The following is a 16,295-nucleotide window of genomic DNA, read 5'->3' on the forward strand; positions in this document are numbered from 1 at the left end:
CATAAATCCACTACTCACAGGCTACGGTCGATTTGGCGCTCTCGGTGCCGGCCCGCCGCGCGCGGGAGGTGAGCCGAATGAACTCGAGGGCACGTTGCGGGGCGGGAAACGAGATCAATCTATATGGTAACGTAGCGTCAATCCATATCGGACTGATCGTGGGATCGCGAGAGAATACTTCGGCTCCCCAACGGGTTTCGACGAGGGCTCTCTCTCGTCCGCCACGTGCGGCGCGCTCGGCATCGAGGTGATCGAGGCCGCGCGATTTCGATTCGTAGTGCAGCAACGTCACGTCCGGCGACCAGAGTATGTCTCGGCCCGCTGCGCGCAACCGCAGGCACAGGTCGATGTCGCTGTAGCCGATCGGAAGCCCGATCGCATCGAACCCGTCCAGTTCGAGGAAATCGGCCCGGCGCAGTGCCATGAAAGCCCCCGTCACCGCGCCGACGCGTCGCGTCTTCGACCAGCGTCCGGACGGGCCCGGGGCATCGCGGGCTTCGAAGAGGCCGTCATGGATGACTGACCCCTTCCAGCCGAACAGGACCCCGGCATGTTGCATCGTCTCGTCCGGATAAAGCAGTTTGGCGCCGACCGCACCGACACTGTCGCGCGCCAGGAGGCCACGAAGCATTTCGTCCCAGGCGGAGCTTAGCATTCGCATGTCGTCGTTGGCGAACACTAAGATCGGCGTATCGCTCGTCGCCGCAGCCAGATTGTTGATATGCGACCAGTTGAACGGCCCGTCGTCCCGCAAGATGCGCACGCCCTTGCGGCCGGCGAGCGCTTCGAGGCCACCGAGATCCGATCTCGCCGTCGTGGCGTTGTCGACGATCAGGATGCGCAAAGCTTCGGGACGGCTCGCCTTGGCGAACAGGCTGTCGACGAAGCCGGCGCAGTCTTCGGCGTTGTCGCGGGTGGGAACGATGACGGTGATCTGTTCGCGCGGCAAGCCGGCCTGCCATTCGAGATGCAGCGGCTCGCCATCCGTCCCGCCCGACACCGCGACGCGCTCGCGAAGGCCGCAAAGCCGCAGATGTCGCTCGACCGCCTGGCGATGGTCCGGCAGGGCGTTCCGCCGGGCGATATTGCGGGCGTTCTCATCGCCCTCGAAGGCCACGAGCGGATAAGGGACGTGGCCGGGCGAAGCGTCGGCCCGCACAGCGGCGAGCAGGAGAGCCGACGGCTTTGGCAGTGGCGCAGCGTCGTCTCCGTCGAGGTCGAGACGGTCGAAGGTCGCCTTTCGCACCGCGATGGCCTCGCCCCAGCTGTTCTCCTGAAGCAGCATCTCGGGATCGAGCCCGCCGCGGGCCTCGAAGCTGGAGGGCTCTCCCTCGCCCGGCACCACCCATTCTTCGTCGAAGGTCAAGACGTCGGCCTGGCTCCCGGCAAAACCGGCGGCCAACCAGGCCAGACAGTGCCGATGCATCGCCGCGCCGGGTGGGAGGAAGACGACGGCATCCGTTTCAACCTCCCGGACGAGGTCGAGGACCGCCGTTCGGCCGGATCCTTCGCGTGCGGCCGGAACCGCTTCGAGGCGGTCATCCGTGCGGGCGAGCCTTTCGACAGCGACGAGAAGCGTCGGCTCGACGTTGAGGACCACAGCCCGCCAGCGCGTCGCCGACTGGCCGACGATGGAGGCGAGGAGGCGGTGCAGGGCGCTCGCGTCGAGACCACTTGCATCTGCGACAACGAACAGATGCGGCAATTCAGAGGGAAGATCGAGCGAGGCCGGCGACGGGACGTCGAAGATCTGGCGGAAGTGACGATAGGCCTTGGCGGGAAAAGCGGTCAGGCTCGAGATATCGGGAAGCGCGGCGCCGATCTCGGCCAGCTTGCGACGCATCGCCTCGATCTCGGCAGCCATGGAAAGCATCGTCTCGAGGCCGTGGCCCGTCGTTTGCGCGGAGATGCCGCGCAGCTGCTCGTCGACATCCCCGGCCTGGACGAGTTCCCAGCTCGCATGGCGGTTCGCGGGGTCCAGGGCGAGAACCCGTCGATAGGCCGCCAGGGCCTCCGACCGGCGGCCGGCCAGTTTCAGCGCGTGCCCGACCTGCAAATGGATGTCCGCATCGTCGGGACGATCCTCAAGTGCGCTTTCATACCAGCGCAATGCTGCGTCGAGGACGCCGGCGTCCTTATACATGTTGCCGCATTGAACCTTGAGATTCGTCCGGCCCGGATCGATTCTCAGCGCGGCCTCATAGGCGTGCGCCGCACTGACAGAATCGCCTGCGTCCCTCAGCTTGTCGGCGCGCAGGACATGGGGGGCGGCCCGTCCCCTCGCCGCCAGCCAACGGACGGGATTGGCGCCAAATGTCGTGGCCGCGCCTTTCAGGGCCGGCCCGTCCGCTCGATCACGACGGTCGTCCTTCGTGCCGACCGGACGCATGGTGGACGCCGAACGAACGATCCGTCGCAGGGGCGGCATGAGACGTCCGAACATCAAGTCGGAATTCCTTCAAACGAACTCGCAAGACCGATCGGTTCCCCCCCGTCCCGGTCGGCAACACTTCAAACCATGCCGCGATGTCAGCTTGCCCCGTCCAGCGCCACGAGGCAGCGATCGATGCCGCTCTGCCAGGGTGGCAGGTCATGCCGAAACACCGCTTGAAACTTCCGCGTATCGAGCCGGGAGTTCGACGGCCGTTGGGCCGGCGTCGGATAGTCGGCGGTGGGGATGGGCTCGACGGCGGCGGACGCCCCACCTCGGCTCTTCGAGCGCTCGAAGATCGCCTCGGCGAAGCCCGCCCAGGTGGTCTCTCCCCCGGCCACCATATGATAGACCCCCGACCATGCCCCGTCCGGCTCGGCCAAGGCATGTTCGCAGACGGCCAGAACCCCGGCCGCGATGTCCGGCCCGTAGGTCGGCGTCCCGTGTTGGTCCGCGACCACCCTGAGGACGTCGCGGTCCTTGCCGACCCGCAACATGGTCTTGAGAAAATTGTTGCCGTAGGGGCTGAAGACCCATGCTGTGCGAAGCACCACCGCCTTCGGATTGGCCGCCAGCACGCGCTTTTCCCCCTCCAGCTTGCTGGCGCCGTAGACGCCCGTCGGTCCGGTCTCGTCGGTCTCGACATAGGGGGCGTCCTTGTCGCCCGAAAAGACGTAGTCGGTAGAGATGTGGACGATCGGAATGGCTGCCGCAGCCGCAGCGGCGGCGACGTTCTCGGCCCCGGCCGCATTCACTGCATAGGCTGCCTCGCGATCGCTCTCGGCCTTGTCGACAGCCGTATAGGCCGCCGGATTGACGACGACGTCAGGCCGGACCTTCGCGATCGCGGCGTCGATCGAGGCGCGATCCGTCAGATCGAGCTCCGGCCGACCGAGACAGACGACCTCCCGCCCTTCATCGGCAAGATCGGCGAGACAACGGGCGACTTGGCCGTCGCGGCCGGTTACCAGGATACGCATCGTCGGACCTCTTCGCTCATCAAGCCTCAGGCCTTGCCGAGACGTTGGCCGGAATAGCGCTCGCGCAAGGGGCGCCACCAGGCTTCGTTGTCGAGGAACCAGGCGATCGTCTTTTCCAGGCCGGTGTCGAACGTCTCCTCGGCCTTCCAGCCGAGCTCTTCCTCGAGCCGCGTCGCGTCGATGGCATAGCGCAGGTCGTGGCCGGGGCGGTCGGTGACGAAGGCGATCTGCTCGCGCCGGCTGCGGCCGTCGTCGCGCGGCGCCAGGCGGTCGAGCGTATCGCAGATGGTATGGACGACATCGAGATTGGACCGCTCGTTGCGCCCGCCGACATTGTAGGAGCGGCCCGGCTCACCGCCCGTCGCGATCATCTCGAGCGCCCGCGCGTGGTCCTCGACATACAGCCAGTCGCGGACGTTCTCGCCGCGTCCGTAGACCGGCAGGTCGTTGCCATGCAGCCCGTTGAGGATCATCAGCGGAATGAGCTTCTCCGGAAAATGGTACGGCCCGTAGTTGTTCGAGCAATTGGAAAGGACGACCGGCAGCTTGTAGGTATGGTGCCAGGCCATGGCGAGGTGATCGGACGCAGCTTTCGACGCCGAATAAGGCGAAGACGGGGCGTAGGGCGTTTCCTCGGTGAACAGGCCGCCCTCGAGCGGCAGGTCGCCATAGACCTCGTCGGTCGAGACATGGTGGAAGCGGAACGCGTCGCGTCGCTCGCCGGCCAGCTCCGACCAGTAGCTGCGCACCGCCTCCAGGAGGTCGAAGGTGCCGACCACGTTGGTCTGGATGAACTCGCCCGGCCCGTCGATCGACCGGTCGACATGGCTTTCGGCCGCCAGATGCATGACCACGTCGATCTCGTTGTCGCGCAGGAGCTGCCCGATCGCCTCGCGGTCGCGGATGTCGACCCTGGCGAACTGGTAGCGCGGATCGTTGGAGATCGGCTCCAGCGAGGCGAGATTGGCCGCATAGGTGAGCTTGTCGACGTTGACGACGCTGTGGCCGGTGTTGCGGATGAGATGGCGGCAGACCGCCGACCCGATGAAGCCGGCGCCGCCGGTGACGAGAAACTTCATGGGGCGCCTCAAGCCTCGTACGTGAAGATGACCGGCGTCTCTGAGAGTGTCGGGGCGACCTTGTCCTTGTCCGAAAGGATCGGCGCCTCGCCGCCCAGCGGCCATTCGACGCCGATCTCGGGGTCGTCCCATCGGATACCGCGGTCGTGCTCGCCGGAATAGGGTGCCGAGACCTTGTAGAAGACCTCCGTATCCGGCTCGAGGGTGAGGAAGCCGTGGGCAAAGCCCTTCGGCACGAGGATCTGGTTGAAGGCCCTGGCCGAAACCTCGAGGGCCACCCACTGGCCGAAGGTGGGCGAGCCGTGACGGATGTCGACGGCGACGTCGAGGATCGCTCCCTTGAGCACCCGCACCAGCTTGTCCTGGGCAAAGGGCGGCGTCTGGTAATGCAGCCCGCGGAGCGTGAACCTCGCGGCCGAGAAGGACTGATTGTCCTGGACGAAGGGCATCGAGACGCCGGCATCGGTGAAACGCTGGGCGTTGTAGGTCTCGCTGAAGAATCCGCGGTCGTCACCGAACTTTCGCGGCTTGATCTCCAGCACTTCGGGAATGGCAAGAGGCGTGACTTCCAGCATGACGATCCTTCTCGGGACGGCTTGAAGCTTGGGTCCGGCATCACCGGGCACGGGCGAACGCTACGCCATTGTGGCGCTCGACGCGGGGATATATTAAGCCGATCTCATCGGCAATCACGAATGGAGATCATCGTGAAAGGCATCATCCTGGCCGGCGGCAGCGGCACACGGCTTCATCCCATGACGCTGACGGCATCGAAGCAGCTGCTTCCGGTCTATGACAAGCCGATGATCTACTATCCGCTTTCGACCCTGATGCTTGCCGGCATCCGCGAGATCCTCCTGATCTCGACGCCGCACGATCTGCCCCGCTTCAAGGCCCTGCTCGGCGACGGCAGCCGCATCGGTCTGAAGCTCGACTATGCCGAACAGCCGAGCCCCGACGGCCTGGCCCAAGCCTATCTCATCGGCGAGGAATTCATCGCCGGCGAGCCGTCGGCCCTCATTCTCGGCGACAACCTGTTCTACGGCCACGGCATGCCCTCGCTGATGCAGCGCAGCATCAAGCGGGAGAACGGCGCGACGGTCTTCGCCTATCACGTCCAGGATCCGGACCGTTACGGCGTCGTCTCCTTCGACGGCGACTTCCGCGCCACCTCGATCGAGGAAAAGCCGCAGAACCCGAAGTCCAACTGGGCGGTGACGGGGCTCTATTTCTACGACGGCCGGGCGTCGGAATTCGCCCGCGCCCTGAAGCCCTCGCCCCGCGGCGAACTCGAGATCACCGACCTCAACCGCGTCTATCTGGAGGAAGGAACGCTCGAGGTCTCGCGCATGGGGCGCGGCTATGCCTGGCTCGACACCGGCACGCCGGATTCTCTCCTCGAAGCGGCCGAGTTCGTCCGCACGCTCGAACATCGCCAGGGCTTCAAGATCGCCTGCATCGAGGAGATCGCCTTCGAAATGGGCCTGATCGGCCGCGATCAGCTGATGACGCTCGGCAAGGAACTCGGCAAGAGCAGCTACGGCCAGTACATCCAGCGGATGGCGCGCACCGAGCGCTGATCCTTCATCGGACCCGGCCGACCCGAGCCGCCGAGAGCTGCGCCCGGGCGGCTGTTGGCGATACGCCGCCGCTTCCCGCCGCCTCCTGGAGCGGTGGAGCGCGCCATCACGTCTCAGTCATGGAGCCCGGATTCTCGCCGCCGAGGGGAGATCGCCGAGGATCGGCCTTTATATCCCATCGGCCATGCACGGTTTTCGGGGCGCGAGATCCGTGCAAGGCCCATTTTCCGAGGACAAGGCCAGCCGCATGGATGCACCGAACACCGATCTCAAGAAGCGCCACGAAGGCAACCCGCGCAGACATTCGAACGACGTCACCGAGCGGCGCATCGAGGAAGAAGGCTCGACGCTGACGGCGACGGAGCTGAGCGAGATCGAGCGCCGGCTGAGCCTCAGGCCCCTCGCGATCTACGAGTTGGTGCGCCAGGAGGGCGAGGACGAGCTGACGCGCCCGACGTCCAGCCTTTGGTGGTCGGGACTGGCGGCCGGCCTCTCCATCGGTTTTTCGGTGTTCACCCAGGCGGTGCTGCGCGCCTATCTGCCGGACACGCCGTGGCGTCCGCTGATCGAATGCTGGGGCTATTCGGTCGGCTTTCTCATCGTCATTCTCGGCCGCCAGCAGCTGTTTACCGAAATCACGCTGACGGCGACGCTGCCGGTGCTGGCCCGGCCCAAGTGGATCGGGGTGAAGGCGCTGATCCGGCTGTGGTCCGTCGTCTTTGTCGCCAATATGGTGGGCACGGCGGTCTACGGCGCCGGCATCGCCTTCGACGTCCTCGACACGCCCGACATCACCGCCGCGGCCCTGGCGATCTCCCGCGAAGCCATGGAAGCGGGACCTTGGTCGACGCTTCTGCGCGGCATCGTCGCCGGCTGGCTGATCGCCACCGTCGTCTGGGTGCTTCCCTCGGCGCAGAATTCCGGCTTCCTCGTCATCGCGCTCCTGACCTATCTGATCGCGCTGTTCCACCTGTCCCACATCGTGGCGGGATCGGTCGAGGCGATGGCACTGATGTTTTCCGGCGAGCTCATGCCGCATCACGCGATCTGGACGTTCTACCTGCCGGCGCTTACCGGCAACATCCTCGGAGGCTCGGCACTGTTCGCGCTGATCAGCTACGGTCAGGTCGCGCCGGAGCTCGATCGGCGGGGAAATTGAGGCGGATGCAGACGAACGGGCCCCTCGGCCGGACGCACGACGGCAAAGGAGCCCCTCATCCTGAGGCGCTCGCACGCTTGTCGAGCGGGCGAGCCTCGAAGGACGAGGGGCGCCCGGCACTTCCCCTTCAACGGGCAGATATGCATAGCTTGCGAGCTACTGCCGCAGGCCGGCGGCAATAGCCATGCGACGCCCCTCGCCCTTCGAGGCTCAGCCGGCTGCAACAGCCGGCCGAGCACCTCAGGATGAGGGGCGCGGAGAGGCTTGCGCCGTTACCCCCGCAGGATCGAGCGGCCGGCGAAGACCGCCTGATCGCCGAGTTCTTCCTCGATGCGGAGCAGCTGGTTGTACTTGGCGAGCCGGTCGGAGCGGGCGAGCGAGCCGGTCTTGATCTGCCCGCAAGTCGTCGCGACGGCGAGATCGGCGATGGTCGAATCCTCGGTCTCGCCGGAGCGGTGGGACATCACCGCGGTGTAGCCGGCGCGGTGCGCGACCGAGACGGCGTCGAGGGTCTCCGACAAAGTGCCGATCTGGTTGACCTTCACCAGGATCGAATTGGCGACGCCCTTTTTGATGCCTTCCCGCAGGCGCTCGGAATTGGTGACGAAGAGATCGTCGCCGACCAGCTGCACCTTGGAGCCGATCTGGTCGGTCAGCGCCTTCCAACCCTCCCAGTCGTCCTCGGCCATGCCGTCCTCGATCGAGATGATCGGATAGGTGGCGGCGAGCTCGCCGTAATAGGCGGCCATGTCGGCGGGAGAGAGCTCGCGCCCCTCGCCCTCAAGGTCGTAGACGCCGCCCCTGAAGAATTCGGTCGAGGCCGGATCGAGGGCGATGGCGATCTCTTCGCCCGGCTTGTAGCCGGCCTTCTCGATGGCTTTCACGACGAAGTCGAGGGCTTCCTTGGCCGAGCCGAGATTGGGAGCGAAGCCACCCTCGTCGCCGACATTGGTGTTGTGGCCGGCGTCTTTCAGCATCTTCTTCAGCGTGTGGAACACTTCCGCGCCCCAGCGCAGCGCTTCCGAGAAGCGATCCGCACCGACCGGCATGATCATGAATTCCTGGAAATCGATCGGATTGTCGGCATGAGCGCCGCCATTGATGATGTTCATCATCGGCACCGGCAGGACATGGGCCGAGGCGCCGCCGACATAGCGATAGAGCGGCAGGCCGGAGGCATCCGCCGCCGCCTTGGCCACGGCCAGCGAGACGCCGAGAATGGCGTTGGCGCCGAGGCGGGACTTGTTCTTCGTCCCATCGATCTCGCACAGGGCGGAATCGATGCGGATCTGGTCCTCCGCCTCGAAGCCGGCGATCTCCTCCAGAATCTCGCCATTGACGAAGTCGACCGCCTTCTGGACGCCCTTGCCCATGTAGCGCGACCCGCCGTCGCGCAGCTCGACCGCCTCATGCGCGCCGGTGGAGGCGCCGGAGGGAACCGCCGCGCGGCCCATCGAGCCGTCTTCGAGAACGACGTCGACCTCGACGGTCGGATTGCCCCGGCTGTCGAGAATCTCGCGGCCGATGATGTCGATGATGGCTGTCATGGGGTGCTGTCCTCGCAAATGCGGTTGGCGTGAAGCAATTCAGCCAGCTTCTAGCGCGCACCTGGGAGGATGAACAGACGGACCTTCACCTGTTTGCCTTACCTTCCGTGCCAAACCTTCCGTGCCAATGCACGACAATCTCCCTGTGGCAGTAAGCCCAGGGCAAGCGGGACTGGCATCGGCAGATCAGACTACATCTCGTCCATCAGGTCGATCAGCTCCGCAGGGAGCACGCTCTCCTCGAGCCGATAGCGATGCACCTCTCCGGCATCGTCCGTAACCGTTATCGCGTAATTGAACCGATCGACTGACGTGTCCGGAGCGCCTGATTTCTCAAGTCGCTTGAGCTTCGGCGGCTCGAAGGCGCGACACACCCTCTCTTGTAATGGGGGCGGCAGAGATGACACGTCGACGGTCTTGTTGATGCCTGCGGCAGGAATCCCCGCAAAGCCCCCAGACGTCGCTATTTTGACTATCATCAGAGCGCATCCCGCCATATTGAGCACGGACGGCATGTAGGAAATATCACTCCGAATTCCAAAAGGCGGAGATACAATTTCATGCACCGCCGAACAATAGCGCTATCCGGCAGCGCTATCCGGCTGTGGAGGAACCGAGGCGGTCCGGTGACCGTCGGTGCCTCCCGCCAGTAGGCCTGATCATGTCAGACCGAGATGCCTACGAGTTTCCACGCACGTCTCAGAAATACAAATTCCAGGCTTCTCACGCCGTACAACCCGGTTGCGGCTTCCATGGTCTCGGCGGCCCAGTCCGCGAAACTCGCGAATGGATTGTTGAGGCTCTGGAGCGCCGCATACCAGATATGTCCCGGCGCGCCCCACGCATTCCCGCCCAGCAGGACGGAGAAAAGGTAGAACGCGTGGTTGGGGATACCAGAGTTGATATGCACCCCGCCATTGTCTTCCGACGTGTTGACGAAGAGGTCCATGTGATAGGGCTGAGGATCCTGGCCCAACTGGCCGTCGGAATAGGCCGTGCCGGGCGCGCGCATGCTTCTGAGGGCGGCGCCGTTGATCCCGGGCCCCAAAATGCCCTTCCCGATCAGCCAATCTGCCTCATGCGCGCTTTGTCCGATGTTCCGTTGCACAGCGAGAGCACCGAAGACATCCGCAAAACTCTCGTTCAACGCCCCTGACTGACCCTGATAGGTCAAGCCGCCGCTGAACCCCACGACGCCGTGCGACATTTCGTGGGCGACAACCGACAGTTCCAGAAAGTTTCGGAAGATGACCCCGTCCCCGTCGCCATAGACCATCTGGGAGCCATTCCAGAACGCATTATTGAAATCGCGTCGATGATGGACCGTGGCCTTGAGCGGCAGCCCCTTGCCGTCCAGCGAATTGCGATTGAATTCGTCACTGTACAAATCGAAGACGATCTTGGCGTTGTCATAGGCCGCGTCGACCGCCGCATCGCCGGTCGCCGGACTCCCCTCCGATCGAACCGGCTTACCGGGAAGTGCGGCTTTGTTTTCGCCGTCGTATATTTCTCTATGGAGGTCGTGCAGGCCGGCGGGCGCTGACATTGCTGCCGCTACGAAAGCTCCAGGCAACGCCTTCCCCGGAACCATGACCGTGCCGGCATCCTCGGACCGGCTTTCCCTAAATTTCTCTGACTGATCGAGAAGTGACCGGGCCATCTTCGCGACTTCGCCACCCGCCCGGATCGAGAGGACACGCAGCATATGCGGCGGAATGATGCACTGGAGCGGATCATGCCTGCACGTACAACCTTGGACGCGAAACATTTCGACCTCCCGGCCTCGCAAGAAGACCTGCTTCTTCCTTTCCCGCTATTTTCTTACCATAGGTCATTATCGATTACAATCAGGACGCGCGATACGCCGGCCGGCCATCGTCGATGGAGCGCGGCCAGTTCCTTTCGTTCCGCTCTGCTCAAGCAATGCAAGCCCGATCAGTGGGATTTCAAAGTGCCTTCGTCAGCGCATCCAGCGCCTGCAGCCGCTTCAGCATCTCCGCCATCTGGTCCAGCGGCACCATGTTCGGCCCGTCGGAGGGCGCGTTGTCCGGGTCCTCGTGGGTTTCGACGAACAGCCCCGCGACCCCCACCGCCACCGCTGCCCGCGCCAGCGTCTCGACGAAGCGGCGCTCGCCGCCCGACGAGCCGCCCTGCCCGCCCGGCTGCTGCACCGAGTGGGTGGCATCGAAGACCACCGGCAGGCCGGTCTCGGCCATGATCGGCAAGGCGCGAAAGTCGGAAACGAGCGTGTTGTAGCCGAAGGAGACGCCGCGCTCGGTGAGAAGAACGTTGGGATTGCCGCTCTCGGTCACCTTGGCGGCGACGTTCTTCATGTCCCACGGCGCGAGGAACTGGCCCTTCTTGATGTTGATCACCCGGCCGGTCTTGGCGGCGGCGATCAGAAGGTCGGTCTGGCGGCAGAGGAAGGCGGGGATCTGCAGGACGTCGCAGACGGCGCCGACCTCGCGGGCCTGCTCCTCGGTGTGGATATCCGTCAGCGTCGGCAGATCGAAGGTCTCGGCAACCTCCTGGAACACCGGCAGCGCATCGGCCAGCCCGATGCCGCGCTTGCCGTTGAGGCTGGTGCGGTTGGCCTTGTCGAAGCTCGCCTTGAAGACATAGGGAATGCCGAGATCGGCGGTGATCCGCTTCATCTTTTCGGCGATCATCACCGCATGATCGCGGCTCTCCATCTGGCACGGGCCGGCGATCAGCGCGAAGGGCGCGGCGTTGGAGAAGGAGGCGGATTTGGCGGAGACGGTGTGCGCGGTCATGGGCGGTCCTCGATGAAGCGGATGGTGCCGTGGCCATTCGGGCAGTCGACGGCGACACCATCGCCTCTTTCAGAATAGACGATCCCCTGCCCTTGCCAGAAGTCTTTTGCGAAAGCGAGGTCGGCGACCGTGACGGTGAAGCTGGCGATCGCCAGCGGGCTCGCCCCGCCGGACGCGACATCCAGCCGACCGCCATCCAGCGCAATCGTAAACGAACCCTCGCCATTCGCCTGGACCTCGCCGTCGGCGACGGCAGCGAGATAGTCGTGAAAATCCTGCGGATCAGGCGCTTCAATTGTCACTGCGACGATACCCGTCGCACCGTTCGGATGGGCGACCAGCGCCGAGCGATCCGGCTGCACCTCGTGCCGCGCCTCGCAATAGAAGAAGCTCGGCGCATCGGCCGAGTGGATCGCGGCGAAGGAAAGGCGAAACGACAGCTGCGTCGTGCCGCCGTCCGGCAGGCGCATGGCCCGCTCGAAATGGACGAGGCCGTCTTCGCCGACTTCCTCCTCCAGAAGCTGCTCGCGATCGGCGAGCGCGTCACCGGAGCGGAAGGCGAGTGCCGAGAGCGCCGGCCGGTCAGCGAGATCCCGCACCGCCGCGTCGCGCTCGACGAAGAGATGACCGGCGTCTCTGGCCGCGCCATAGGCTGCCTGATCGACGACAGCAAGCGGCTCGATGAACCGCCCGTCGGCCAGGAAGATGCAGGCATTGCCCGTGCCGAAGGGATGAACCGCGTCCGGCGCCACGACAAAACCGAGGCGCTCGAACCAATTGCGCGCCGCCGCCAGCGCATCGAAGGGCATCACCAGATGATCGATCGAACGCATCGGCCTCTCCAGTCGGTTCGAGCGGCATCCCGCGACGCTCGTTTCGATCGCCGTCAGACCAGCCGCGACTGCTCCAGCGCCGCCGCGACGAAGCTCGCGAACAGCGGATGTGGCTCGAAGGGGCGGGACTTCAGCTCGGGATGGTACTGGACGCCGATGAACCATGGATGGTCGGAGAGTTCCACCGTCTCAGGCAGCAACCCGTCCGGCGACATGCCGGCGAAGATCATGCCGGCCTCTTCGAGTGCCGGGCGATAGTCGCGATTGACCTCGTAGCGGTGGCGGTGGCGTTCCTCGATCTCGGTGTCGCCGTAGATATCGGCAATCTTCGAGCCGGCTTTGAGCGCTGCCTTATAGGCGCCGAGGCGCATGGTGCCGCCGAGGTCGCCCTTCGAGGCGCGGCGTTCCAGTTCGTTGCCCTTCAGCCATTCGGTCATCAGGCCGACGACGGGCTCGGGCGTCGCGCCGAATTCGGTCGAGCCGGCCTTGGCGATGCCGGCGAGCGAACGCGCCGCCTCGATCACCGCCATCTGCATGCCGAAGCAGATGCCGAAATAGGGAACGTTGCGTTCCCTGGCGAAACGGGCCGCATGGATCTTGCCCTCCGAGCCGCGCTCGCCGAAGCCGCCGGGCACGAGGATGCCGTTGACCCGTTCGAGATAGGGGGACGGATCCTCCTGCTCGAAGACTTCCGCCTCGATCCAGTCGAGCCGCACCCGCACCTTGTTGGCGATGCCGCCGTGATAGAGCGCCTCGATCAGCGATTTGTAGGCGTCTTTCAGACCGGTATATTTACCGACGATGGCGATGGTGACCTCGCCCTCGGGATTGCGGATGCCGTCGACCACCTGGTGCCAGCGCTGCAATTGCGGCTTGGGCGCCGGGTCGATGCCGAAGGCGGCGAGCACCTCGGTGTCGAGGCCCTCGTGATGATAGGCGATCGGCACGTCGTAGATCGTCGCGACGTCCAGCGCCTGGATCACCGCCGTCTCGCGGACGTTGCAGAAAAGGGAAAGCTTGCGGCGTTCCTCGGCTGGGATCGGCCGGTCGGCGCGCACCAGGAGGATGTCCGGCTGAATGCCGATGGCGCGTAGCTCGCGCACGGAATGCTGGGTGGGCTTCGTTTTCAGTTCGCCCGCCGTTGGAATATACGGCATCAGCGTCAGATGGACGTAGATCGCCCCGCCGCGCGGCAGGTCGTTGCCAAGCTGGCGAATCGCCTCGAAGAACGGCAGGCCCTCGATGTCGCCGACCGTGCCGCCGATCTCGCAGAGAACGAAATCGTACTCCTCGTTGCCGTCGAGGACGAATTCCTTGATTGCGTCGGTGACGTGGGGAATCACCTGGACGGTGGCGCCGAGATAGTCGCCGCGCCGCTCCTTGGCGATGATCTGCTGGTAGATCCGCCCGGTGGTGATGTTGTCCATCCGGTTGGCTGAACGCCCGGTGAAGCGCTCGTAGTGGCCGAGGTCGAGATCGGCCTCGGCCCCGTCGTCGGTGACGAAGACCTCGCCGTGCTGGGTCGGGCTCATGGTGCCCGGATCGACGTTGAGGTAGGGATCGAGCTTACGGAGCCGGACCCTGTAGCCGCGGGCCTGCAGAAGAGCACCCAGAGCCGACGAAGCGACGCCTTTCCCCAAAGAGGAAACCACGCCGCCGGTGATGAAGATGTATCGCGCCATGGGCCTTCCCGATAACCGCGCCAGCGCGATTCTGCCAGTCACAATTCGCGTCGATGAGCGATTGGCCGCTCGCGTCACAGTCCAAAATGGCAAGGTTCCGACCGGCGGCCCTCCCTGAAAGGGCGCCTTGCAAAGGCGTCGCAGCGCCTGCCACGGATGCCGGAAACCGAAAAAGGGGCGCCGGCAGGCGCCCCATCGTCACGTCCGATCCCGAACGAGATCTGCGAGCCGCGGTTATTGCGACGTCGATGATCCCGCCGCGGGAGCCTCGCCGGCCGGGGCAATCGCCTGGCCAGTGCCGGTGGGTGCCGCGTCGCTCGCGCCGTTGCCAGTCGGCGCGGGCGGCGTCGTCTCGGCGGGAGCCGTCTCTGCCGGCGCGCTGCTCTCGGCCGGCGCATCGGCCGGCGTCCCGGCCGAAGGCGCGGCGTCGCCCACCGTCGGCGCAGAGCCCGCGTCCGGACGGACGCTGCCGTCGTCGGAGCGCGTCGTCCCGGCGGGAGGTGCCTCGACCGGCGGAACCGTCGTCTCGTCGGCACCCTGCGGCGTATCGCCGGCGGGATTTGCGGGAACGGACTCGACGGCGGGCGCAGGCGTCGTCGCAGCCCCGTCGGCCGGTGTCGAGGCGGGCGAGGCCGCAGCCGGCGAATCGCTCGCCGCAGGAGCTGCGGGCTGCGCCGCACCGCCGGCGGCCGGCGTCTCGCTGCTCGGCTCGCTCGCCCCGTCGATCAACGACGGACTCGGCTCCTGTCCACTGCTCGCCGCGCCATCGGCCGGCGCAGCGTTCTCCGAACCCGGCAGACCGCCGAGTTGATCGAGCAGGCTGCGGTCTTCGCCGGTGGACTGGCCATTCTCGGCGGGCAACGTGTTGAGGATGTCCGTCGGCTGCGTCCCGTAGCGGGCCAGGATGCCGAGCGACAGCGACGTGACGAAGAAGCCCGCCGCGAGGATCGCGGTGGTGCGGGTGAGGGCGTTGGCCGCGCCGCGCGCCGACATGAGGCCGCCACCGCCGCCAATGCCGAGGGCTCCACCTTCCGACCGTTGCAATAGCACCACGATGACGAGCGCTACGACGATCATCAAGTGGATGATGATGAGAATGGTTTCCATCGAACTTTCGTTGAGGGTGTTCTAAGAGGAATTTTGCGCCTTCTACAGAAGGAAGCGCCGTATTCCAACCGGATTCCGCGTCAGTCCTTCGACGTCGGGCACGCCCGGCATATCGCGACGAAGTCTTCGCCCTTCAAGCTCGCCCCGCCGATGAGCGCGCCGTCGACATTGGCGACGGCGAGAAGTTCGGCCGCATTGTTCGGTTTCACCGAGCCGCCATAGAGCAGGCGAACGCCCCCCGCGACGCTGGAGCCGAAGCGCTCCGTCAGCTTTTGGCGCAGGAAGTCGTGGACCTCCTTCACGTCGCCGGTCGTCGCCGTCCGACCTGTGCCGATGGCCCAGACCGGCTCGTAGGCGACGACGGTGTTCCGTGCCGTCACGCCGTCGGGCAGCGAACCGGCGAGTTGGCGGGAGAGAACGTCCAGCGTCTCGCCGGCCTCGCGCTCCGCCTCGGTCTCGCCGATGCAGACGATCGCGGTGAGCCCGGCCCGCCAAGCCGCCAGCACCTTCGCCCGCACGGCCTCGTCGCTCTCGCCATGGATGGCGCGGCGTTCGGAGTGGCCGACGATGACGTAGGTTGCTCCGAGATCGGCCAGCATCTCGGCCGCCACGTCGCCGGTATAGGCACCTGAGGCTTCGGCGTGACAGTCCTGCCCGCCGATCGCCACCTTGCCGAACAAAAGGCCGGCGCTCGCCGAAAGCAGCGTGGCCGGGGGGCAGATCAAGAGGTCCCTGCCCTCTCCCGCCTCGGCGGCAGCTCCGGCGACGACCTCGAGTTCCGTGAGATGGCGCAGGAGGCCGTTCATCTTCCAGTTGCCGGCGATGAGTGGTCTGGGCGTCATGGGCCTTGATGTCCTCCCGGGGTCTCGTTTCCTGATTTCCACGCCGAGACCCGTCCGCGACGTTTTCGCCCGGCTCCCTCCGCGGCGCGACCATCGGGGATCACCCGGCGAAAATCAATCGCGGCGGATCGCTTGCGCCCCTTGCCGCCTCTTCACTAATAAGGCGGTGCGCGCGGCGCTCGCCGCCCGTGGAGCGAATTCGACGTACGGCCGGAGCATCCATCCGCGCGGCGGACCACACGTCGAAATCGAACCGCCAGGTCTGACAACGATGCGAAACG

General features: G+C 65.5%; 14 protein-coding genes. 2 read left to right on the forward strand and 12 right to left on the reverse strand.

Annotated features, from left to right (window positions below; genetic code table 11):
* Positions 1 to 10: 10 nt before the first annotated feature.
* From GTK09_RS14370 to rfbC, 4 genes are all read right to left on the reverse strand, one after another.
* Positions 11 to 2,443, reverse strand: coding sequence for a glycosyltransferase (locus tag GTK09_RS14370; protein ID WP_163463864.1), 2,433 nt, complete (start codon positions 2,441 to 2,443; stop codon positions 11 to 13).
* 86 nt (positions 2,444 to 2,529) lie between these two features.
* Positions 2,530 to 3,411, reverse strand: a complete 882-nt coding sequence (gene rfbD / locus GTK09_RS14375; RefSeq protein ID WP_163463865.1) for a dTDP-4-dehydrorhamnose reductase — start codon at positions 3,409 to 3,411, stop codon at positions 2,530 to 2,532.
* A gap of 26 nt (positions 3,412 to 3,437) precedes the next feature.
* The gene (rfbB, locus tag GTK09_RS14380) at positions 3,438 to 4,490 is read right to left on the reverse strand and encodes a dTDP-glucose 4,6-dehydratase (protein ID WP_163463866.1); all 1,053 of its coding nucleotides are present in this window, start codon (positions 4,488 to 4,490) and stop codon (positions 3,438 to 3,440) included.
* A gap of 8 nt (positions 4,491 to 4,498) precedes the next feature.
* Positions 4,499 to 5,065, reverse strand: a complete 567-nt coding sequence (rfbC, locus tag GTK09_RS14385; protein WP_203561039.1) for a dTDP-4-dehydrorhamnose 3,5-epimerase — start codon at positions 5,063 to 5,065, stop codon at positions 4,499 to 4,501.
* Positions 5,066 to 5,197: 132 nt separating this feature from the next.
* On the opposite strand from rfbC, the gene rfbA reads away from it, so the two are divergent.
* Both rfbA and GTK09_RS14395 read left to right on the forward strand, forming a co-directional pair.
* Entirely contained in the window at positions 5,198 to 6,070 is an 873-nt protein-coding gene (rfbA, locus tag GTK09_RS14390; RefSeq protein ID WP_163463867.1) for a glucose-1-phosphate thymidylyltransferase RfbA, read from the forward strand.
* A gap of 247 nt (positions 6,071 to 6,317) precedes the next feature.
* Positions 6,318 to 7,229, forward strand: coding sequence for a formate/nitrite transporter family protein (locus tag GTK09_RS14395; RefSeq protein WP_163463868.1), 912 nt, complete (start codon positions 6,318 to 6,320; stop codon positions 7,227 to 7,229).
* 272 nt (positions 7,230 to 7,501) lie between these two features.
* On the opposite strand, the gene eno is transcribed toward GTK09_RS14395, so the two are convergent.
* The 8 genes from eno to tpiA form a co-directional block, all read right to left on the reverse strand.
* Positions 7,502 to 8,776: a phosphopyruvate hydratase gene (gene eno, locus GTK09_RS14400; protein WP_163463869.1), complete on the reverse strand. Its 1,275-nt coding sequence runs from the start codon at positions 8,774 to 8,776 to the stop codon at positions 7,502 to 7,504.
* A 191-nt stretch (positions 8,777 to 8,967) separates the two neighbouring features.
* Positions 8,968 to 9,291, reverse strand: a complete 324-nt coding sequence (locus tag GTK09_RS14405; RefSeq protein ID WP_163463870.1) for a protealysin inhibitor emfourin — start codon at positions 9,289 to 9,291, stop codon at positions 8,968 to 8,970.
* Positions 9,292 to 9,440: 149 nt separating this feature from the next.
* Complete coding sequence (locus GTK09_RS14410) at positions 9,441 to 10,544, reverse strand: M4 family metallopeptidase (RefSeq protein WP_203561041.1); 1,104 nt, start codon at positions 10,542 to 10,544, stop codon at positions 9,441 to 9,443.
* A gap of 178 nt (positions 10,545 to 10,722) precedes the next feature.
* Complete coding sequence (gene kdsA / locus GTK09_RS14415; RefSeq protein ID WP_163463871.1) at positions 10,723 to 11,550, reverse strand: 3-deoxy-8-phosphooctulonate synthase; 828 nt, start codon at positions 11,548 to 11,550, stop codon at positions 10,723 to 10,725.
* A complete protein-coding gene (locus GTK09_RS14420; RefSeq protein WP_163463872.1) occupies positions 11,547 to 12,383 on the reverse strand; it encodes a VOC family protein in 837 nt (278 codons plus the stop codon). Before GTK09_RS14420 ends, kdsA begins: the two co-directional genes overlap by 4 nt.
* Positions 12,384 to 12,436: 53 nt before the next feature.
* The gene (gene pyrG, locus GTK09_RS14425; RefSeq protein ID WP_163463873.1) at positions 12,437 to 14,065 is read right to left on the reverse strand and encodes a CTP synthase; all 1,629 of its coding nucleotides are present in this window, start codon (positions 14,063 to 14,065) and stop codon (positions 12,437 to 12,439) included.
* Positions 14,066 to 14,299: 234 nt separating this feature from the next.
* Entirely contained in the window at positions 14,300 to 15,172 is an 873-nt protein-coding gene (gene secG / locus GTK09_RS28020; protein ID WP_312869865.1) for a preprotein translocase subunit SecG, read from the reverse strand.
* Between the two features lie 80 nt (positions 15,173 to 15,252).
* Positions 15,253 to 16,014 (reverse strand): triose-phosphate isomerase, encoded by a 762-nt coding sequence (gene tpiA / locus GTK09_RS14435; protein ID WP_163463874.1) that lies wholly within the window; start codon positions 16,012 to 16,014, stop codon positions 15,253 to 15,255.
* Positions 16,015 to 16,295 lie beyond the last annotated feature (281 nt).

The sequence above is a fragment of the Jiella pacifica genome (assembly GCF_010500815.1).
GTDB classification, from domain to species: Bacteria; Pseudomonadota; Alphaproteobacteria; order Rhizobiales; family Rhizobiaceae; genus Jiella; species Jiella pacifica.